The following is a 19442-nucleotide window of genomic DNA, read 5'->3' on the forward strand; positions in this document are numbered from 1 at the left end:
ACTCGCCAGTATCCCGTCTGAGCTGTCGCTCATCCCGCCGCATAGCGACAGTTGAGAGGGGATGAGAGGGGATGCCGCCGCGGCTCCTCGCGCCGCTGCAGCTCCTCGTGCCGCCTCAGGCAGGGACGCCGAGGCGGGCGAAGGCGTTGCGGAAGATGGTCAGCCCGTCCAGGCCCGGCATCTTCTGAACCCGCTTGTCGAGCTTGTCCAGCTCCGGGGACTGACCGCTGAAGAGATGGTTCATCACGTGCACCACCTCGGACTCGTCCATCATGCCGCTGCCCACGGGCTTCCAGACCCTGGACATGATCAGCCGCACGATCTTCTGCGCAGCCTCCGAGGCCTCGAGCCGCTCCCGGGCCTGGGTGGTGTAGAAGGCGACGTGGCGGGTCTCCTGCTGGGCGATCCGCTTCAGCAGCGGGGAGAGCACCGGATGGTCGGTCATCGCGGAGAGCCGACGGTAGGCGGCCACGGCGGAGAGCTCGTTGGCCGCGCCCCACACCATGTGCACGGCGACGAAGTCGGTGCCGGCGAGGTTGGTGAGCACGGACTGCTTGAGCGGCCCGAGCGCTCCCATCCAGCCCAGCTTCACGCGCTTGGCCTTGATCTCGTCGTAGTCCACGACGATCCCGTGCCGGGCCAGCACCATCGAGAGCGCCTCCCCGTGCCAGAACTCCTCGCGGTTCCACATCGTCATGAAGCCGCCGGCCTCCTCCTCGCGGTGCGAGGGGGTGACCAGCAGATCCCGCAGGAAGCAGGACGTGTGGTATTCGACGTCGCACATATAGCGCAGCGAGCGCAGGGTCTGGGCGTCCAGCGGCTGCGTCTCGAAGAGGTCGAAGTCGAGGTCCTCGTACTTGACGGGGACGGAGGTCTGGGCGAACTGGTCGAGGTCGAAAGCCATGTCACACTCCGGTGCTGGGCAGAGAGCTGAGAGAGGGATCCGGGAGATCAGGCCCGGGCAGCAGCCGGGTGATCTCGTACCGGGCGCGCCGCAGGGCGGCGCGATCTCGGGGATCGGCGCCGAGCACGGCGAGGGCGGGGCGGAGGTCCGGGTCGATGAGCCCGCCGCCGTGGAGCGGGGAGTCGAGCGAGAGCAGCACCCGCGCCGTGACCGCCTCGCGACGAGAGCGGGTGAGACGGGTGATCGCCTCGACGACGAAGAAGTCGACGGCGGCCTGATGTCGCGCAGCGACCGTGTCGAGGACGCGTCGCGCCTCCCCGGAGGTCTGTCGCGAGAGCGCCACCAGGGCGGCCTGCAGGGACGCTTCCTGGATCGCCATCCGCGCCATATGTCCGGCGGGCAGCGCCTCGCCGGCAGCTCCGTTCCAGAGCGGGGTCAGCAGCGGCTGCACCCGGTCCACATGGACTCGGCGCAGCGCAGCCAGCGGATGCGGGCGATGCTGGGGCTGAGGCCGGTCGGTCGGATGGTCCCCGGTGAGCAGGTCGCGCAGTGCGCGGGACTGCCAGAAGCGGTCCACCAGCCAGGTCGCCAGGAAGGCGGTGATCCGCGCCTCGTTGCCGGTGATGGTCGCGAGCATCGCCCGCGACTCCCCGAGCGCCGAGGACTCCAGGCGCTGCAGCACCCCGAGAGCGAGGCGGAGGTCCGCATCGAGTGGTCCTTCGGCGGCCAGCAGTGCGGTGTCCACCTCAAGCCGCGCAGTGCCCCGGCGCACATATTCCGCGACATCGAAGTCGGTGCGCAGCACTGGGGTGATGGTCTCGTCGAAATGGAGATGACCCGCGAAGCGTCCCTCGCGGGGGAGGGAGGCGTGAGGGTCCTGCACCGTGGAGACGGGGGTCGACGACGCAGCAGCCCCTGTCAGATCGACTGCCAACTTCTACCTCTTCTCTTCGGTCCTGACCCCGAGGGCCTCGGTCATTGTACGGAGAAGAGCTGGCTGTGGGCTGATACATGGTCACTTGGTAGGTTTCGGTCTGTGATCACATCTGGCGCCGCCTCGCTCCCGGGCCCCGGTGGTGAGGAGGTCGGCAGCGGCCTGCCGGATCTGGGCCGGTTCCGAGTCGCGCTGCGCCCCGCCGAGCTGCCGTTGCCGCACCCCGGGGACGTTCATGAAGCCGCGCACCGGGCGAGTGACCTGATCCACGCAGGACACCCCCGTGAAGCTCGCCGGCTGGTGGAGGAGTTCCGCCGCACTCCCGCCGCGCCTGCCGATCGCTTCCAGCTGCTGCGCACGGCGCTGCACGGCTCGCTGCTGATCGCCGATTCCTCCCAGTTCAGGGAGGACGCCGCCGATCTGGTCTCCCTGCTGCACCGCCAACGCTGCTCCGAGCAGGCAGCAGCAACGCTGGCCGTCCTGCTCGAACAGGAACCCGCCGCGCACGGCACCACCGCGCAGCGCACCCGCGCAGTGGACGCCTCCGCCCGACGCCGCGCGACGGAGGAGACCGTTCCCGCCTCCCGCGGACGGCGTCGCGGGCAGGCCCCGCAGGCGTCGGCCGAGATGCTGGTGGTGATGCGCGCCCTCACTCGTTCCTCGCTGGCCGGGACGCGCGCGGCCGCCACGGATCCGCGACGGGACGCGGCCCGGCTGCGCGCGGCACTGTCGGTGCTGCCCGAGGTGAGGGAGCGGATGCTGGTCGACCCGGAGCGCGAGCTGCGACTGCGCTTCGCCCAGGCGCTCGAAGGTGCCGGTGACCTCGCCGGCGCGACCACCGCGGCGCTGGACCTGCTGGAGCTGATCGAGCTCGAGGAGGTCGACGCCGACGGTCCGTTCAGCGACCCGGCCCGCACGCTCACCGGCGCGCACGCGGTGCTGGCCCGCACCCTCGGCATCAAGCATCCGCTGCAGGCGGTGCACCACGCACTGGAGGCGCTCGAGGCGCTGCACGAGATCGAGGATCCGCCGCTGCGGGTCGGGCTGATCACTGCGCTGCTTCGAGCGCTGATGGCTGCCGGCGCCACCGCCCATGCCTCCTTCACCGCGGGCAGGCTGCTCTCCCTTCAGCGCTCCCTCGGCGGGGACGCTCTGCGGGTCGAGCCGTTGCTCGCCGTGGCCACGCAGCGGATCCAGGCGGAACGTTATGACGCCGCCCGGGTGCCCCTCGAACAGGCACGCACCATCGCCCGCGAGCAGCGTGACCAGCACGGACTGCTCGAGGCCGCACGGCTGGCCGCCAGCATCCACGAGCGGACGGGCGAGCAGGCCGCCTCGCTGCGCGAGCTGCGGATACTGGCCACCGCGGCCCGTCGGCTCGCCGATGACCTCAGCACCCCGGGAGCGGCGCGCAGCGAGCTGATCCGCACCGAGCTCGAGGCGAATGCCCTGGTGCTGCGGCGGGCGCTCGACCTCGAACTGCTCGAATCCGTGATCGCGGCGGCACGTGCGATCGAGCGCCGCACCCGCCCCGACGGGGGCCGTCCGGTGCTGCCGACGGAGCTGCTCTGGGATCACCGGGTCGATGCCCGAGTGGGCCTGTTCATCGCCACTGGGGACGCCCTGGCCCGCGGCGTGACGGGGGTGGACGAACAGGACTGCGAGCAGCGCCGTCGCGAGGCGATGCAGGTGATCGACGAGATGCCTCCCGGCCACGATGCGCGCGCCCGCTACTGGGCGACCTACCTCGATGACCGCCATGCGCATCTGCTCACCGCCCGGGGAGAGCTGGCGCGGGCCCGCCGGGCCGCCCGCCGCGCCCGCGAGGGCTGGGCTCAGCTCGGCCGGGACGAGGATGTCACCCGACTCGACGCGCTGCAGGAGCAGCTGGCCCAGCAGGAGCAGCTGACGGGGGAGTGACGGGCCTGCCGGCGGCCCTGCTGCCGGTGGCCCCGCAGCTGTCGACAGCCGTCGACACCTCAGCCGTCGACACCTCAGCCATCGACACCTCGGCCGTCGACGCCGCAGTCGGTGGCTCAGCTGCCGTCGGCCTCCAGCATCGTGGTGCGCAGCACCTCGATCACCGCCGCCGGATCCGTCGCCGGATTCACGAAGGCGAGCCGCAGCGCCACCTCCCCGCGGAACGCGGTGGGCACGCAGAGAAGCGTTCCCTCCTTCGCCAGGCGTTGCGACCAGCGGCGATAGTCGGCCGGGGTCCATCCTGGCCGACGGAACACCACCACCGACAGCTCCGGCTCGAGCAGCAGCTCGAGATGCTCCGTCTCCTGGATCGCCCGCGCCACCGTACGTGAGGCCGCCAGGCAGCGCTCGATCGCGGCGGTGTACGCGGCAGTGCCATGGGTGGCCAGCGAATACCACAGCGGCAGCCCGCGGGTGCGGCGCGAGAGGTGCGCGGCGAGGTCGGAGGGATTGGACTCCCCACGGTCGATCGAGTCGAGATAGGCGGCGTGCTGGGAGTGCGCCGCAGCGGCCGGACGCGGGTCCCGGTACAGCAGGGCGCAGCAGTCGTACGGCGCGAAGAGCCACTTGTGGGGGTCCACGATGAAGGAGTCGGCCTGCTCGATCCCCGCGAAGCGCTCGCGGGCGCTCGGCGCGGCCAGTGCCGCCCCGCCGTAGGCGCCGTCCACGTGCACCCAGGCGCCATACCGATGCGCGACCTCGATCACGGAGGCGAGATCGTCCACGATCCCCGCGTTGGTGGTCCCCGCAGAGGCGACCACCGCGCAGATTCGCGGGTCGGCCTCGAGTGCCCGCGCGAGCGCATCGCCGGTGAGATGCCCGCGCTCATCGACCGGCACCGAGATCAGGTCCATATCCAGCAGCCGCGCGGCCGAGGAGATCGACGAATGCGCGGTCGAGGCGCAGGCCAGCGCCCAGCCGCCCTCGGGCCTGCGGCCCCGCATAGCCAGTGCGTGATCGCGGGCGGTCGCGAGCGCCGAGAGGTTCCCATGGGTGCCGCCGGCGACGAACACCCCGGCGGATTCGGCGGGCCAGCCCAGCAGATCGGCGAGCCAGCGCAGCACCTGGTTCTCGGCGAAGATCGCGCCAGCCCCGTTCTCCCAGATCCCCCCGAACACGTTCGCGGCGGAGACCACGGAGTCGAAGGCAACCGCCGCGCGGGTGGGAGCGGCCGGGATGTAGGCGAGGTTCATCGGATCCTCGGCGGAGCGGGTGGCAGGCAGCAGTACCTGGTCGAACAGCTCCATCGCCTGCTCAGCCCCGATGCCGCCCTCGGTGACGGTCTCGCCGACGTCCTCCTGCAGGGCGGCGGCGCTGCGGGCGGTGGTCTTCGGATCGGTGGCGACCGTGGTGTGGGCGGCGGCCCATTGCAGCGCGATGCTCACGGCCTCGCGCTCATCCCCCCAGACCTCTGACTGCGGACGATGGCTCTGCAGCGCGTCCGCCGCTCGGGAGAACGCGGCGGCGGGGGATGGCAGACGGTCAGCGATTTCCTCGGTCACGCCCAGCATGGTCGCACGACGACGAGGGCCGGCGGAGCAGAAACGGTGGAGCGATATCGCACCGCTGGACATTCCCGCCGCGGGCACTCACGCCGCCGGGCAGTCGCGCCGTCGGGCACTTCCCGCCTCCCAGTTCCTGACAGCCACGACTGCTGGGTCGTACCGTGGAGGCAGTGGCCGGAAGGAGCCCCCGGATGAGCAGCAGCGACGTCGAGGATCATGTCCACGGCCCAGACGAGACCATCGCAGTCCGCGACAACCCGGCCGTCAGCCGCTATGAGGCGGTGCGCGGCGGCGTGGTGGTGGGGATCATGCTCTATGAGCGCACCCGTCACCAGATCGAGCTGATCCACACGGTCACCGACCCCGCGCACAGAGGCGAAGGAGTCGCCTCCGTGCTGGTGCGCACCACCCTCGCCGAAGCACGGGCGATCTCCCTGCCCGTACTGGTGATCTGCCCCTTCATCGAGAGCTGGCTGCAGCGCCACCCCGAACAGGCCGACGGCGTCATCGTCGAGGACTGAACGGACGCGACGCAGCCACCAGAGCCCGAGACACCAGAGTCGTAGCCACCAGAATCCTGTCTCTGGTGAGCTTTGAACGGCTGGGGAGCGTTCAACCCTCACCAGAGACCGACAAGTGGTGGCGGCGGGGATGCCGGCGGGCTGGTGCGCTGGTGTGCAGATGATGCTGGCGGGCTGGCCGCAACAGGAGCTGACCGTGGCGGAGTACCGTCGATGCATGGACGCTCTCGACCTTCTTCGTGACCTGACCTCCCGCCCCCGCGACGCCGCCGAGCGTCTGCGGCACCAGCTGGGCCCGGTGACTCTCAACGCCCGTCCCGGCGGGCACCCCAACTCCGTGGCCTGGCTGCTCTGGCATTCCGGCCGCGAGATCGATGTGCAGCTCGCCGACCTGTCCGGCAGTGAGCAGGTGTGGACCGCGGGCGGTTTCGACCAGCGCTTCGGCCTCGGCTCGATCGGAGACACCGTCGGCTACGGACACACCGCCGCCGAGGCGCGCCGGATCATCATCGAGGACGGTGCGGGACTGCTCGACTACGTCCACGGCACGCTCGCCGCGATGGAGAGCTACCTCGGCACCCTCTCCGCCGCCGCGCTCGACGACACCATCGACGAGCAGTGGGATCCGCCCGTCACCCGCGGTGCGCGCCTGGTGAGCATCGTGGACGACGCCATCCAGCACCTAGCCCAGGCGGCATATGTGCTCGGTATGTCGCTCGAGGAGTGACCGCGGGCCCGCCGTGCTCAGGGCTGGAGGCAGCACGCGCTCAGACCAGCTCGTTCTCGATCCGTGCCAGATAGGCCAGACCCACCGGGGTGAGCGCGAAGTCCTGGCGCTTCGCCCCGGTGCGAGCCACGTCGACCTTCTCGAGGCTGAGCACACCCGACTCGGCCAGACGCCGCAGCGTGCGGTAGAGACCGCGATCGGTGAGGGTCCAGCCGGTGGTCTCCGCGAAGAGCGGGGCGATGCCGGCGGCCGAGATCGGGCCATGCTCGCGGATGATCCGCAGCAGCGAGAGGGTGGTGGCGGACTTCTTGTAGACCTCGATCCAGGAGCGGGCAAGCTCCTGGACCCATTCGTCGTCCGCAGAAGGGTCGGTGGGCGAAGTCATGCGCGCCGCGCCTCGAAGCCGCGCTCGCGCAGGGCCGCCAGCCCATGCGAGATCAGCCCGATCCCCCAGAATCCGGCCATGCCGAAGGTGGCGCCGAACCAACCGGCGTTCAGGGCGAGATGGCCATCGCCCTGGATGGCGGGAGAGGCCGACGCGATCAGCACATAGGCGTGCAGCAGGTAGCCGGTGTTGACGATCGCGTAGGTGAGGGCGTGGGCAACCAGACGCCCGTAGCGGACCCGGCCCAATGCCCGGCCGTAGGTCATCAGATACACCGCGTAGCCCAGTGCGATCACGAGCAGCGGAAGCGTGGTCAGCAGGGTGATGCGGTTGTTCGCGAGCACGATGATCAGGTGCACCGCAGCCGTGGCGATGAGGACGGCGAGGGCGTACGGGAACAGGGTCGCGTGCGCCCGGTCTGTGCGCGATGGCCTCTCGGCCGGGAGAGATGCGGAGGAGATGGTCATGATGCCCTTCCGTGGCGTGCATCGCCGGCGCCTACCGGCTGTGTACCACTGGTGCAGTGCGGGTCTGCACTGTACCTCTGGTGCACTACCTTCCGTCAAGAGGCTCCGGCGGGCGGTGTGGAACGACGGGCTGACCAGCCCTCCCGAGTGCCCTTTCGTCCACACTCGGCAAGGATCACGTCGCAGTGCCCAGCCGGACTTCCTACACTGGCTCGGTGACATCTACCGAGGCCTTCGAAGCTGGACCCGACCGCGGCCTGGAGCGCACCCCGCCCCAGGACCTCCCCGCCGAGCGCGGTGTGCTGGGCGGCATGATGCTGTCCAAGGATGCGATCGCCGACGTGGTCGAGATCGTTCGCGGCAATGACTTCTACCGGCCCGCCCACGAGATGGTCTTCGAGGCGATCATCGACCTCTACGGGCGCGGTGAGCCGGCTGACCTGGTGACCGTCTCCGATGAGCTCTCCAAGCGCGGCGAGCTGGCCCGGGTGGGCGGCGGAGCCTATCTCGCCGATCTCATCGACATGGTCCCCACCGCGGCGAACGCCGGCTACTACGCCGAGATCGTGGTCGAGCGCGCCACCCTGCGCCGCCTGGTCGAGGCCGGCACCCGGATCGTTCAGCTGGGTTATGCGTCCGACGGCGGCGAGGTCGAGGAGGCCATCAATGAGGCCCAGGCCCAGGTCTATGCGGTCACCGAGCGTGGACAGAGCGAGGACTTCCTGCCGCTGGGCGAGGTGATCGATGAGACCCTCAACGCGATCGAGGCCACGCAGAACCGTGGCGGCCAGGTCACCGGCACCCCTACGGGCTTCGCCGAGATGGATGAGCTCACCCAGGGCCTGCATCCGGGTCAGCTGATCATCTTCGCCGGTCGTCCCGCGATGGGCAAGACGACTCTCGGCATGGATGTGCTGCGCTCCGCGTCGATCCACAACGGCAAGACTTCGGTGATCTTCTCCCTGGAGATGGACAAGACCGAGATCACGATGCGTCTGCTCAGCGCCGAGGCGCAGGTGCCGATGAACCGGATGCGCGACGGCTCGATGGACGACCGCGACTGGCAGTCGATGGCCCGTGCGATGAGCCGCATCGCTGACGCTCCGCTGTTCATGGACGATTCGGCGAATATGTCGCTGATGGAGATCCGTGCGAAGTGCCGTCGGCTCAAGCAGAAGCATGACCTCTCGCTCGTGGTCATCGACTATCTGCAGCTGATGAGCTCGGGCAAGAAGGTCGAGTCCCGCCAGCAGGAGGTCTCGGAGTTCTCCCGTGCGCTGAAGCTGCTGGCCAAGGAGATCCAGGTGCCGGTCATCGCGATCTCGCAGCTGAACCGTGGCAGCGAGCAGCGCACCGACAAGACCCCGATGATGAGCGACCTGCGCGAATCCGGCTCGATCGAGCAGGACGCCGACCTCATCCTGCTGATCCACCGCGAGGACTACTACGAGAAGGAATCCGCCCGTGCCGGCGAGGCGGACCTCATCATCGCCAAGCACCGAAACGGCGCCACCAAGACGATCCCGGTGGCCTTCGAGGGGCACTACTCCCGATTCAAGGACATGGCCCACTCCGGCGGTGGCTTCAGCGGCTGAGCTGCGACAACGGATGAACACAGCGGCTGAGCTGCGACTGCGGATGAAGACAGCGGCTGAGGCCGAGCAGTGGCTGAGCAGGGGTCGTGGCTGAGCCAGGACGACGGCCGAGCCGGGACATCGATTAAACTGGAACGACGACTACGCAGGACCGGGTGCTGAGTGCGACAGCGGAAAGAGGACTGAGATGGACGTCGATATCCTGCCGGGCACCGACGTGACTAGGGACCACTGGCATTGGCGGCCGGGGTGGGGACCCGGACGCAGGATGTACACGATGCACCTGACTCTGCAGGACGCGCCCAGCGCGGAAGCCACGATTCGCCGAGTGCAGGAGTCGCTGGCTGAGGTCGACGCCGTCCGGCCGGTCCCAGTCCAGGGTCTGCACCTCACGATGGCCGGCGTCGGGTTCACGGACGAGGTCGCCGCCGGGCAGCTTCACGAGGTCTCCCAGCAGGTCTTCGCGAGAGCGGAGGCCATCGAGAGCACTCCGCTGGTCCTCGACTCGATGCTCATCGCTTCGGAAGCGGTCATGTTCTGTGCCCGCGAGGAGTCCTGGCTCGAGGAGCTCCTCACCATCCAGCGTGAGGCGGTGGATCAGGTGGTGGGTCGCCGCGAATGGGGGCCGTTCCACCCGCATGTCTCGATCGCCTACGCAGACGCGATGACCGCAGTCGATGAGGTGCGCGACGCTCTCGAGGATCACGTCGCCGTGCTCGAGCCCGTGGAGATCGAAAGGCCTGTGCTCACCCTCATGCGGCTCGGCCGTGACCGGAACGTCTACGAATGGGATGTGGTGCGCGAGCTCTCGCTGAGTCGCTGAGTCGTTCGGGCGTTCAGCCGTTCAGGTGAAGAGCCCGGGGAGAGCGGTCGCACGGCTCACGCGGCGAGTTCTACGATGCTGCTGCAGAGGACATCCACACAGTCAGCAAGGCGAAAACCTTCCCCGCCAGTCGTTGCGGCGATGCGCTCAGGGTCAGCCGCCGGAGGCGGTGCAGAGCACGTCGTATCCCTCGCCCCGTCATCCTTCGAATTGAGGGTGCTGCGGAACAGGAGATGCTCGAACATTGCGGGCCATCGTGCCTGTACGGGGCGCCCATTGGCGTCGACGACCGCGAATCGTCGGCCCAGCGACGTTGCGGTCGGGGACCCGGATCCGGGCACGAGGCGCAGGCCTCCTTCGTGGACCATCACGTGGTGTCGGCGGCATAGCAGGGCGAGCCCTTCGATGTCGGTGGGGCCGCCCTCCGACCAGGGAACGACGTGGTGCGCATCGAGATGCTGGGTCTGATGGCAGCCCGGGAAGTTGCAGGTCGTGTCCCGCAGGCGCAATGCGCGGCGCTGGGCTCGTGATGCCAGGCGCCGTGACCTGCCCAGATGGAGAATCTCGCCGCCGGCATCGGTGATCGTGATCGCGACCTTGCCGGTGCATGCGAGGCGCTCGGCGGTGCGAATCTCCAGCGGACCCATCCCGAGTGCTCCACAACGCTCGGACGTTCCCGCGGGAACGTTGTGCGGCGGTGTGCCGGACGTGGTGTCCGTCAGGGGCGTTCCTGCGGGAACGTCGATCCGGGCCGGCTCGGTGCCGACATCGACATCAGCATCGCCATCCACATCGAGTTCGTCCTTGCCCAGGTCAGCGAGCTCGTCAACGAGTTCGTCGTCGTAGACCGCGCCAGCGCCGTGGGTCTCGACCTCGTCGGCCGCCTCGAAGCTGTCGATGGCGGGCTCCCGACTGCGGAGAGATGCGGTGGCTTCCGGCTGGTCGGCGTGGGGGAGAGCCGTGAGCGGTGACGCGGAGGAAGGCGTTCCCGCGGGAACGTTCTGGGAGAGCGACTCGGCGCTGACCTGGATGATCACCAGATGGCGATCCTCGCCGGAGCGATCGTCGGGCTCTGCGTCGAGGAAGGTGCGTGCGAGGTCCAGGAAGGCGTCTGCCCGACGCTGCTCGAGAGTCGGCGCCGTCGTGACGTCAGCTGCGAGTTCAGCGGCCTGCGCGTCCGAAAGCTGCTCCACCCGGGTGGCTGTCGGCGCGGAGTTGCTGCGCGTGGAGTTGGGGTGAGGAGCGGCGTCACGTGCAGGGCGGTCTACCACTGATTCGCTCTGCGGCGGTTCCGTCCCGTCGCGGTCCAGGGCGAGTTCGAGGGCGGTGATGAGCTCGGCCCCCATCTCGGCGGGGAGCACCGCGCGGATCTCGACCATTCCATCGTCTCGGATCTGCCAGTGGGCCTGGCGCACGGCATCCTGGCCGAGGCGGGTGCCGTCCTCCGCGCGGAAGGAGGAGATGGTGTGGGCCAGCTGCGAGGCTGTCGTGGCACGGGCGAGCTCGACGAGCGCAGCCTCATCGATTCGGCCGACGAGGCGGGTCATCTCGCGGACCTTCGAGTAGGACAGGCGGCCGACCCGGAATTCGGCGACGGTCAGCGGCATCCTCGGCAGCGCGCGGGCAACGCGGACGTGCTCCCGGGCGGTGCCCGGTGACATGGAGCAGGACCAGCCCAACCAGTGCGCAGTGGACTTCAGGCCGTGGAACCAGGCGAATCCTTCTCGGGCATCGAACTCACCGACCATCAGGAGCATTTCGCACGTGGCCGCAGCGATCATCGCCGCCTGCTGCTGGATCCGTGCACCGAGTTCTTCGGCGTCGGGGCGGGTGAGCCGGGCACGTGCCTCGGGGCGGGGAACTTTCGAGGGGCTCTCAGGGCTCTCGGGGGTCTCTGAGCTCTCGAGATTCTCTGGGTTCTCAGGGGTCTGGGGTAGTGGGGTGCTGGTCATCGCGGTCTCCAAGTGACGTCGACTCTGATCGTCGGCTTCAGTCCATCAGAGGGGTGTGACAGATGACGCGCGGCGTCGCTCACGCAGCCGCCGTTTGGAGAGTTCCCTGCGAGGTGCGAGGTGCGAGGTGCGAGGTGCGAGGTGCGAGGTGCAGGGTGCGAGCCGGCTCAGGGCTGCCGGGGGTGGGCGGCCTTGCGCAGCTCCGCCCCGGTCGCACTGCCGGCGACCTCGAGGATCTGTGACGGAGCGCCCTGGGCGATGATCCGCCCGCCCTTCGCCCCCGCTCCGGGACCCATATCGATCACGTGGTCGCACTGGGCGATCACGCGCTGGTCGTGCTCGACCACGAGCACCGTCTGCCCGGCGTCCACCAGCCGGTTCAGCTCGCTCACCAGCAGGTCCACGTCCGCAGGGTGCAGGCCCGAGGTGGGCTCGTCCAGCAGGTACACGCTGTGCCCGCGCACGGTGCGCTGTAGCTCGGTGGCCAGCTTGATCCGCTGCGCCTCGCCGCCGGAGAGCTCGGTGGCGGGCTGGCCGAGGGTGAGATACCCGAGTCCGATCGCGTGCAGCGCATCCAGCGCCCGCGAGATCCTCGGATCAGCGGCGAACACCTCGCGGGCGCCTGCCACGGACAGCCCCAGCACCTCGGCGATGCTCAGTCCCTCCCACCGGATCTCGAGGGTCTCGGGGTTGTAGCGGGTGCCGCGGCAGCGCGGGCAGGTGGCATAGGAGCCGGGCAGGAACACGAGCTCCACCTCGATGTGCCCGGTGCCGCTGCACTCGGGACAGCGGCCCTCGGCGACGTTGTACGAGAAGCGGCCCACGCCCCAGCCGCGCGTCCGCGCCTCGGGGGTGTCCGCGAACAGCCGCCGCACCCGGTCGAACAACCCCGTATAGGTGGCCAGGCACGAGCGGGGAGTGCGGCCGATCGGCCGCTGGGTGATGTGCACGAGCCGGTCGATGCCCTCGGCGCCGCGCACCTCGCCGTACCCAATCCGGTCATCTGCGAGGCCGGACACGGCAACGGGCGCAGTGTCCTCGGGTCCGTCGGCCGACGGGTCGGGCTCGTCGGCCACCGTGGTGCGCACGCGCTCGCCGAGGATCGTGCCCAGGCAGTGCGTCACCAGCGTGGACTTGCCGGCCCCCGAGACGCCTGTGACCGCTGTGAAGGAGCGCAGCGGCAGGCGCAGGTCGACGTCGCGCAGGGTGCGCGTGCTCAGCCCGTCGATGTCCAGCCAGCCTCCGGGAGCGCGCACGTCGGCGGGCCCGCGCAACGCCAGCGGTTCCGGGTCGAGGTAGCGGGCGGTCACCGAATCCTGCGCCTCGCTCAGCCCCTCGGCGACGCCCGAGTAGAGGACCTCACCGCCGTCGGACCCGGCGCCCGGCCCCACGTCGACGATCCAATCCGCGTCGGCGACCAGCGTCATGTCGTGCTCCACCAGCAGCACCGAGTTCCCCTCGGCGAGGAAGGAGTCCAGCAGGTGCTGGAGCACCGCCTTCTCGCTGGGATGAAGCCCGGCCGACGGCTCATCGAGCACGTAGGCCACTCCGAAAAGCCCCGAGCGCAGCTGGGCCGCGAGCCGCAGCCGCTGCAGCTCACCGGTGGACAGGGTGCCCGCCGGACGATCCAGGGCCAGGTGCCCCAGGCCGAGGCCCACGATCGTGCGCAGCACCGGCAGCACGGAGGGCAGCAGGATCCTCTCGGCCTCCTGCTCCGGGGTGCCCTCCGCGCGGGGCAGCGCCTCGATGCGGGAGTTCAGCGCGGTGAGCAGATCATCCAACGGCAGCGCGGTGAGCTGCCAGATCGGCAGGTCCGCGTAGGTGACGCGCAGGGCGTCCGGTCCCAGCCGATGTCCCTCGCACAGCGGGCAGGGGGAGACCTCGAAGTGGGTGAGCGCGCGGCGGCGGGAGGACTCCGCCTTCGAGGTCGCGACCGTGTCGCGCAGATACCGCTCGACGCTGCGCCACTGCCCCTGGTAGGTGCCGTGGGCCTGGCCGGGCTCGCGCACCGGTTCGACGGTCACCACCGGCTGCTCCTCGGTGTGGAGGATCCAGTCGCGGGTCTCCTCCGGCAGCTCCCTCCAGGGGAGATGGATGTCGATCCCGAGGGTCGCCAGGATGTCGCGGAAGTTCTTGCCGAGCCATGCCCCGGGCCATGCGGCGATCGCGCCGCCCGCGATCGAGAGGGAGGCGTCGGGGACCATCGAGGACTCCGTCGGCTCGCGCAGCACACCCGCGCCGTGGCAGCGAGGGCAGGCGCCGTCCGGGGTGTTCGGGGAGAAGAAGTCCGAGGTCAGGCGGCCGCTGGGGAGGCCGCTGTGCTGGGTGGCATGGAGGTTGGTGCCGCGCTCGAGGACGTCGGCCGGATGGTCCCCGGCCCGCGAGTACAGCAGCCGGATCGCGTTGGAGAGGTTCGTGGTGGTGCCGACGGTGGAGCGGGCACCACCCGCCGTGGTGCGCTGTTCGAGGGCCACCGTGGGAGGCATCCCGGTCACCGCCTCGACGCGCGGATCCACGGCGCTGCCGATCAGCCGGCGCGCGAACGGCGCGACCGACTCGAGGTAGCGACGCTGGGACTCCCCATGGATCGTGCCGAAGGCGAGCGAGGACTTCCCGGAGCCCGAGACGCCGGTGAACGCCACGAGCCGACCGCGCGGAAGGTCCACATCGACATCCCGCAGATTGTGCAGCCGAGCGCCGCGCACGTGCACATAGCCGTCATCGCTGCCGGTCAGGGAGAGGTCGGAAAGTTCCATCCTGCCAACGTAGCAAGTGATCCCGAGGTCCCGACGGCCGGTGAACCCAGAGGTGGACCGGCGGCGCCCTTCCGGTCAGCCCGCCGCCGGAAGAGCGCGCGGTGCCAGTCGCCCGGAGCGCTCCGGATTCAGGGCGACATGCCCGGCGCTGCATCATCGGCCGATGAGAGCCGCCGGCATCGAAACTCCTGCAGCCGCATGCCGCACCAGCAGGGAGAGGCGTTCGAAACTTCTGTCACAGGGCGAGGGGAGGCGAGGCGAACGCCGAGAAGTCGAGCGGAGCAGGTTCTTGTGGGGGCCATCACAACTGCTACTGTCGCTCCGCACGAGCGACACCCCGCCCCCACTGGATGTCCCCGCAGAACAAAGGAGTTGTGCACCGTGAGCACCCCGTCCCACGCGTCCCCTGAGGCCGCGCCGGATCCCGGCGACCCGTCGGCCCCCACCCCTGAGCAGTTCCTCGCTGTCCAGCAGTCCGAAGAGTTCGGTCAGCTGCGTCGCAACTTCCGCGGCTTCGCGATCCCGATGACGGTCGCTTTCCTCGTCTGGTATCTGGCGTACGTGCTGCTGTCGACCTACGCCGAGGGCTTCATGTCGATCCACGTGATCGGAAACCTGAACCTCGGGATCATCCTCGGCTTCAGCCAGTTCCTGATGACCTTCGCGATCACCTTCCTGTACATCCGCCACGCGAACAAGAACCTGGACCCGATCTCCTCGAAGATCCGCATCGAGCTGGAGGGTGATCTCTGATGGAATTCGGCAACCCCGTCCTCAACATCGCGATCTTCCTGGCCTTCGTGGTCGTCACCCTGGTGGTCGTCATCAGGGTCTCGCGCACCACCACCAGCGCCAGCGACTTCTACCACGGCGGCCGCGCCTTCTCCGGGCGCCAGAACGGCATCGCCATCGCCGGCGACTACCTCTCCGCCGCGTCATTCCTCGGCATCGTCGGGGCCGTGGCCCTGTACGGCTACGACGGCCTGCTGTACTCCGTCGGCTTCCTGGTGGCCTGGCTGGTGGCACTGCTGCTGGTCGCCGAGCCGCTGCGCAACACCGGCAAGTACACGATGGCGGATGTCCTCAGCTTCCGCATGCGGCAGCGCCCTGTGCGCACCGCTGCGGCGACCTCGACCCTCGCCGTCACCTTCTTCTACCTCCTCGCACAGATGGCCGGCGCCGGCGCGCTGGTGTCCCTGCTGATCGGCATCGAAGGCCGGGTGGGGCAGTCGATCGTGATCGCCGTCGTGGGCGTCGTCATGATCCTGTACGTCCTCATCGGCGGGATGAAGGGCACCACCTGGGTGCAGATCATCAAGGCGGTGCTGCTGATCACTGCCGTCGGCGTCACCACCGTGTGGATCCTGGCGATGAACGGCTTCAACCTCTCCGCGGTGCTCGGCAATGCGGTCGACGCGCACCCGGACGGCACCGCGATCCTCGAGCCGATGCTCCAGTACGGCACCTCCGGCTCCTCGAAGCTGGGCTTCGTCTCCCTCGCGATCGCGCTGGTGTTCGGCGCGGCCGGACTGCCGCACGTGCTGATGCGCTTCTACACGGTGCCCACCGCGAAGGAAGCCCGCCGCTCGGTGGTCTGGGCGATCGCCCTGATCGGCTTCTTCTACCTGTGCACGCTGGTGCTCGGCTTCGGCGCCGCGTACATGGTGGGCGTCGACGTGATCGGCGACCTCCCCGGCGGCTCGAACTCCGCAGCCCCCGCCCTCGCCTACGCCGTGGGCGGCACCGTGCTGATGGCGATCATCTCCGCCGTCGCCTTCGCGACCATCCTCGCGGTGGTGGCGGGCCTGACGATCACCGCCTCGGCCTCCTTCGCGCATGACATCTACAACGGAGTCATCAAGCGCGGTCAGGCAGATCCGAAGAAGGAGATCAAGGTCGCTCGGCGCACCGCGCTGGTGATCGGTGCGGTCTCGATCGTCGGCGGCATCCTCGCCGCGGAGCAGAACGTCGCCTTCCTGGTCTCGCTCGCCTTCGCGATCGCGGCCAGCGCCAATCTGCCCTCGATCCTGTACTCCCTGTACTGGAAGCGGTTCAACACTCGCGGTTCGGTGTGGAGCATCTACGGCGGCCTGGCCAGCGCGATCCTCCTGATCGCCTTCTCGCCGGTCGTCTCCGGTGCGGAGAATGCGATGATCCCCGGCGCCGACTTCGCCTGGTTCCCGCTGACGAACCCCGCGATCATCTCGGTGCCGCTGGGCTTCTTCCTCGGCTGGCTCGGCTCGGTCACCTCTTCGGAGAGGAACGAGCTCAAGCAGGCCGAGATGGAGGTCCGCTCAATGACCGGCGCGGGCTCGGAGAAGGCCGCCATCGAGCACTGAGGAGGCGCGCGGCAACGCCAGCCAGCGTTGCCGCGCTGCCCCGCCACCGTGACGAGGTTGCCCCGCCACCGTGACGTCGCTGCCGGGCCAAGGCGACGTCCCTGCCCCGCCAATGGGACGAAGTGGGGGAATAGATCGTTCTATCCCCCCACTTCGTCACTCCGGCGGGGCGCGGGCGAGGCTTGGGGCCTACCGTCCGGCAGGCGCCCTCACGGCAGGCGCCCTCACGCCAGGCGCAGTCCCGACTCGGGGCGCACCGCGCGGTCGTGCAGGTCGATGATCTGCTGCTCCACGGCTGACGGCGCTGGTCCTGACACATCCAGCAGGCGGCACACGGCGACATCCTCCGACGCCGCCCGGTAGCGCGCCACCCAGGCGTGATGTGTCTCGTCGGCCGATGTGCGCGTGCCGAGATCCTCGAACCGGTCCACCTCGATCCGCCACGGCTTCGGGGTGAGCCGGGCCCGGTAGCTGTCGTGCACGCGGCACAGGATCATGTACAGCTCATCGCTCCTCAGCTGACCCATCAGCTCCCGTGCCCGCTTGCTCGATGGCCCCGCACCGGTGCCCGTGACCAGCAGCCGGAAGCCGTTGCGGGTGCGATAGCTGCGCACCCCCAGCTCCGGGTGCCGCGCACGGAAGTCCTCGATCAGGTGCAGCGTCCGCTCATGGTGCTCACCGCGTCGGTGCAGGCCCGGCAGACCGAAGGCATCGGGGTCCTGCTGCTCCGGGGTGAGCTCTGCCTGCCGGCCACCCCCGAACAGGCGCGAGAGCAGACCGCCCGCTGGCTTCGCACGATCCTGCGGGGAGGGCTCGACGAGGTCGACGTCGCTGATCAGCAGCGCATCTGTGTTCAGCACGGCGGAGCCATAGCGGTTGCGGCTGATCGCCGCGATCAGCTCACCGCCGGGAGAGCGGAGCTCCTCGAGCAGCTCTTCGGGCAGGCGCCGCAGCGGGTAGTACTCCAGGCCGCTGTCATGCAGCTGCCCGGGGCCGCCGGACGCAATCAGGAGTGCCATCCGCTCTTGGGCATCGCGCTGGGCATCCTCAAGAGAGAGGTCCGAGGCGCCGTGGATCGTGAGCGCATACTCCTGCGTGTTGGGGAAAGCGACGGTCTCGCGGACGGTGGCCCAATGGCGGGGGAGTGGCTGCATGCCGCGACGCTACCCGAGCACGGTTGTCCCCTCGGTGTCGACCAGCCGCCAGGGCTCACCAGACTGGCGCTCCAGCCGCACGGAACGCCTACCGAAGGGATCCGGTGCGATCACCGCGGTCCCGTCCCACACCTCCATCGCCGTGGGCATGCAGGTCACGTTGACGAAGCCGCGTCCCGGACCGGCGGGCCAGAATGCCCTCCAGAAACCGCGGAACCTCACCGGAGCGGAGGGATCGGCGAAGCGGGCATCGCATTCGAGGGTCACGCAGGCACGCCGGCGATCGTCCTGATAGACCAGCAGGCAGCGGCCGGTGCGGAGGATCTGCGCGACCTTCCGACTGCTCGGATCGGTGCCGAAGGTGATCATTCCGCCGGGATCGGGTCGCAGGGGCTCCACCACCCGGGCCGCGGGACCCTGCGGCCCCTCGGTCACCACGAGGCAGTACTGCTGCTTACTGATCACCCGCCAGGCCCGCCGTGCGATCTCGGACGGTGCATCGAGCCGGCGTGACAGCGCCCATCTGCGGTATGTCAGACCCAGGAGAGCGTGAAGCCTAGACATGGTGCTCATGCCCCGAACCTAGAGGGTGCGGAGCGATCCCGCCAGGTCCCGGCCGCATTGTCGACGAGACCTCGGTGGATCATCCCGGCGTGATGCGGCCCCGCATCGGCCGGCGTGACACTGCCCCGCATCGGCCGGCGTGACACGGCCCCGCATCGACCGACGTGACACGGCCCCGCATCTGCCAGGGCGATGCGGGGCCGAGAGGCAGGCTCAGGCGAGCGATGCCGTCAGGGTGATATCCACTCCGGACAGGGCCTTCGAGACTGGGCAGCTGCTCTTCGCTTCCTCGGCGATGCGCTGGAAGTCGGCGTCCTCGATCCCGTCGATCTTTGCGGTGACGGTCAGCGCGATGCCGGTGATGCCGCCCTCGGCGATGTTGAAGGTGACGTCGGCCTTGGTATCCACCGTGGTGGGAGGGGTGTCGTTCTCGGCGAGCATGTTCGAGAACTGCATGGAGTAGCAGGCGGAGTGCGCGGCGCCCAGCAGCTCTTCGGGGGAGGTGGTGCCCTGCGTGGACTCCTCTGCGCGGGCCTTCCAGCTCAGGTCGAGGGTGCCGAGCTGGGAGGTCTCCAGCGCGGTGGCCCCGGAGCCGGAGAGCAGGTCGCCCTTCCAGGCGGTGGACGCGGTGGAGGTGACGGGACGGGGCATGGTGACTCCTTTTGTCGACGGTCGCCCCGCGTTGCCGCGAAGGGCGCTCGCCTCCCACCGTAGTCCCGGCCCGTACCGAACGGGAGGGGCAGATCGTCCCGTCCCAGGGCCGAGGCGCGTTCCACGGCCTCCCGGGCGAGTCATCCGCGACCCCGCGGGCGCGTCATCCGCGCCCCCATGTCAGG

Annotated in this window: 17 protein-coding genes; 7 read left to right on the forward strand and 10 right to left on the reverse strand. The window is 69.5% G+C overall.

Annotated features, from left to right (window positions below):
- Positions 1–115 precede the first annotated feature (115 nt).
- Together ABD893_RS13795 and ABD893_RS13800 are read right to left on the reverse strand one after the other, a co-directional pair.
- Positions 116–904, reverse strand: a complete 789-nt coding sequence (locus ABD893_RS13795; RefSeq protein ID WP_345081365.1) for a ferritin-like domain-containing protein — start codon at positions 902–904, stop codon at positions 116–118.
- Between the two features lies 1 nt (position 905).
- Complete coding sequence (locus ABD893_RS13800) at positions 906–1838, reverse strand: hypothetical protein (RefSeq protein ID WP_345081368.1); 933 nt, start codon at positions 1836–1838, stop codon at positions 906–908.
- A 102-nt stretch (positions 1839–1940) separates the two neighbouring features.
- On the opposite strand from ABD893_RS13800, the gene ABD893_RS13805 reads away from it, so the two are divergent.
- Positions 1941–3758, forward strand: coding sequence for a hypothetical protein (locus ABD893_RS13805; protein WP_345081373.1), 1818 nt, complete (start codon positions 1941–1943; stop codon positions 3756–3758).
- Between the two features lie 116 nt (positions 3759–3874).
- Here the strand turns inward: ABD893_RS13805 and ABD893_RS13810 are convergent, their stop codons facing one another.
- The gene (locus tag ABD893_RS13810; protein ID WP_345081375.1) at positions 3875–5320 is read right to left on the reverse strand and encodes a pyridoxal phosphate-dependent decarboxylase family protein; all 1446 of its coding nucleotides are present in this window, start codon (positions 5318–5320) and stop codon (positions 3875–3877) included.
- A gap of 194 nt (positions 5321–5514) precedes the next feature.
- Between ABD893_RS13810 and ABD893_RS13815 the strand changes: the two genes are divergently transcribed.
- On the forward strand, positions 5515–5844 hold the full coding sequence (locus tag ABD893_RS13815) for a GNAT family N-acetyltransferase (RefSeq protein WP_345081378.1): 330 nt from the start codon (positions 5515–5517) through the stop codon (positions 5842–5844).
- Between the two features lie 217 nt (positions 5845–6061).
- Complete coding sequence (locus ABD893_RS13820) at positions 6062–6571, forward strand: mycothiol transferase (RefSeq protein WP_345081381.1); 510 nt, start codon at positions 6062–6064, stop codon at positions 6569–6571.
- Between the two features lie 40 nt (positions 6572–6611).
- Here ABD893_RS13820 and ABD893_RS13825 read toward each other — a convergent pair whose 3' ends face one another.
- The gene (locus ABD893_RS13825; protein WP_345081384.1) at positions 6612–6956 is read right to left on the reverse strand and encodes a hypothetical protein; all 345 of its coding nucleotides are present in this window, start codon (positions 6954–6956) and stop codon (positions 6612–6614) included.
- Complete coding sequence (locus ABD893_RS13830; protein WP_345081387.1) at positions 6953–7423, reverse strand: hypothetical protein; 471 nt, start codon at positions 7421–7423, stop codon at positions 6953–6955. Before ABD893_RS13830 ends, ABD893_RS13825 begins: the two co-directional genes overlap by 4 nt.
- 215 nt (positions 7424–7638) lie before the next feature.
- Here ABD893_RS13830 and dnaB point away from each other — a divergent pair, with 215 nt between their 5' ends.
- Entirely contained in the window at positions 7639–9018 is a 1380-nt protein-coding gene (dnaB, locus tag ABD893_RS13835) for a replicative DNA helicase (protein ID WP_345081390.1), read from the forward strand.
- Positions 9019–9295: 277 nt separating this feature from the next.
- Positions 9296–9841 carry a 2'-5' RNA ligase family protein gene (locus ABD893_RS13840; RefSeq protein ID WP_345081393.1) on the forward strand — a complete coding sequence of 182 codons (546 nt, stop codon included), beginning with the start codon at positions 9296–9298 and terminating at the stop codon, positions 9839–9841.
- Positions 9842–9897: 56 nt separating this feature from the next.
- Here the strand turns inward: ABD893_RS13840 and ABD893_RS13845 are convergent, their stop codons facing one another.
- Positions 9898–11793 (reverse strand): HNH endonuclease signature motif containing protein, encoded by a 1896-nt coding sequence (locus ABD893_RS13845; protein ID WP_345081396.1) that lies wholly within the window; start codon positions 11791–11793, stop codon positions 9898–9900.
- Between the two features lie 167 nt (positions 11794–11960).
- Positions 11961–14549 carry an excinuclease ABC subunit UvrA gene (locus ABD893_RS13850; RefSeq protein WP_345081399.1) on the reverse strand — a complete coding sequence of 863 codons (2589 nt, stop codon included), beginning with the start codon at positions 14547–14549 and terminating at the stop codon, positions 11961–11963.
- Positions 14550–14930: 381 nt separating this feature from the next.
- Between ABD893_RS13850 and ABD893_RS13855 the strand changes: the two genes are divergently transcribed.
- Positions 14931–15302: a DUF485 domain-containing protein gene (locus ABD893_RS13855; RefSeq protein ID WP_345081402.1), complete on the forward strand. Its 372-nt coding sequence runs from the start codon at positions 14931–14933 to the stop codon at positions 15300–15302.
- The gene (locus tag ABD893_RS13860; RefSeq protein WP_345081405.1) at positions 15302–16888 is read left to right on the forward strand and encodes a solute symporter family protein; all 1587 of its coding nucleotides are present in this window, start codon (positions 15302–15304) and stop codon (positions 16886–16888) included. Before ABD893_RS13855 ends, ABD893_RS13860 begins: the two co-directional genes overlap by 1 nt.
- Before the next feature lie 224 nt (positions 16889–17112).
- Here ABD893_RS13860 and ABD893_RS13865 read toward each other — a convergent pair whose 3' ends face one another.
- The 3 genes from ABD893_RS13865 to ABD893_RS13875 form a co-directional block, all read right to left on the reverse strand.
- A complete protein-coding gene (locus ABD893_RS13865) occupies positions 17113–18042 on the reverse strand; it encodes a hypothetical protein (RefSeq protein ID WP_345081408.1) in 930 nt (309 codons plus the stop codon).
- Between the two features lie 9 nt (positions 18043–18051).
- Positions 18052–18615 carry a pyridoxamine 5'-phosphate oxidase family protein gene (locus ABD893_RS13870; RefSeq protein WP_345081411.1) on the reverse strand — a complete coding sequence of 188 codons (564 nt, stop codon included), beginning with the start codon at positions 18613–18615 and terminating at the stop codon, positions 18052–18054.
- Between the two features lie 204 nt (positions 18616–18819).
- Entirely contained in the window at positions 18820–19257 is a 438-nt protein-coding gene (locus ABD893_RS13875) for an OsmC family peroxiredoxin (protein WP_345081414.1), read from the reverse strand.
- Between the last annotated feature and the right edge of the window lie 185 nt (positions 19258–19442).

Source organism: Brachybacterium paraconglomeratum, from assembly GCF_039541415.1.
In the GTDB taxonomy this organism is placed as follows: Bacteria; Actinomycetota; Actinomycetes; order Actinomycetales; family Dermabacteraceae; genus Brachybacterium; species Brachybacterium paraconglomeratum_A.

Excerpts from the sequence above, each read along its gene's own strand:
- ABD893_RS13795 (WP_345081365.1), bottom strand. The coding sequence starts at position 904 with ATGGCTTTCGACCTCGACCAGTTCGCCCAGACCTCCGTCCCCGTCAAG.
- ABD893_RS13815 (WP_345081378.1), top strand. The coding sequence starts at position 5,515 with ATGAGCAGCAGCGACGTCGAGGATCATGTCCACGGCCCAGACGAGACC.
- ABD893_RS13820 (WP_345081381.1), top strand. The coding sequence starts at position 6,062 with ATGGACGCTCTCGACCTTCTTCGTGACCTGACCTCCCGCCCCCGCGAC.
- ABD893_RS13825 (WP_345081384.1), bottom strand. The coding sequence starts at position 6,956 with ATGACTTCGCCCACCGACCCTTCTGCGGACGACGAATGGGTCCAGGAG.
- ABD893_RS13830 (WP_345081387.1), bottom strand. The coding sequence starts at position 7,423 with ATGACCATCTCCTCCGCATCTCTCCCGGCCGAGAGGCCATCGCGCACA.
- ABD893_RS13840 (WP_345081393.1), top strand. The coding sequence starts at position 9,296 with ATGCACCTGACTCTGCAGGACGCGCCCAGCGCGGAAGCCACGATTCGC.
- ABD893_RS13845 (WP_345081396.1), bottom strand. The coding sequence starts at position 11,793 with ATGACCAGCACCCCACTACCCCAGACCCCTGAGAACCCAGAGAATCTC.
- ABD893_RS13850 (WP_345081399.1), bottom strand. The coding sequence starts at position 14,549 with ATGGAACTTTCCGACCTCTCCCTGACCGGCAGCGATGACGGCTATGTG.
- ABD893_RS13860 (WP_345081405.1), top strand. The coding sequence starts at position 15,302 with ATGGAATTCGGCAACCCCGTCCTCAACATCGCGATCTTCCTGGCCTTC.
- ABD893_RS13865 (WP_345081408.1), bottom strand. The coding sequence starts at position 18,042 with ATGCAGCCACTCCCCCGCCATTGGGCCACCGTCCGCGAGACCGTCGCT.
- ABD893_RS13870 (WP_345081411.1), bottom strand. The coding sequence starts at position 18,615 with ATGAGCACCATGTCTAGGCTTCACGCTCTCCTGGGTCTGACATACCGC.
- ABD893_RS13875 (WP_345081414.1), bottom strand. The coding sequence starts at position 19,257 with ATGCCCCGTCCCGTCACCTCCACCGCGTCCACCGCCTGGAAGGGCGAC.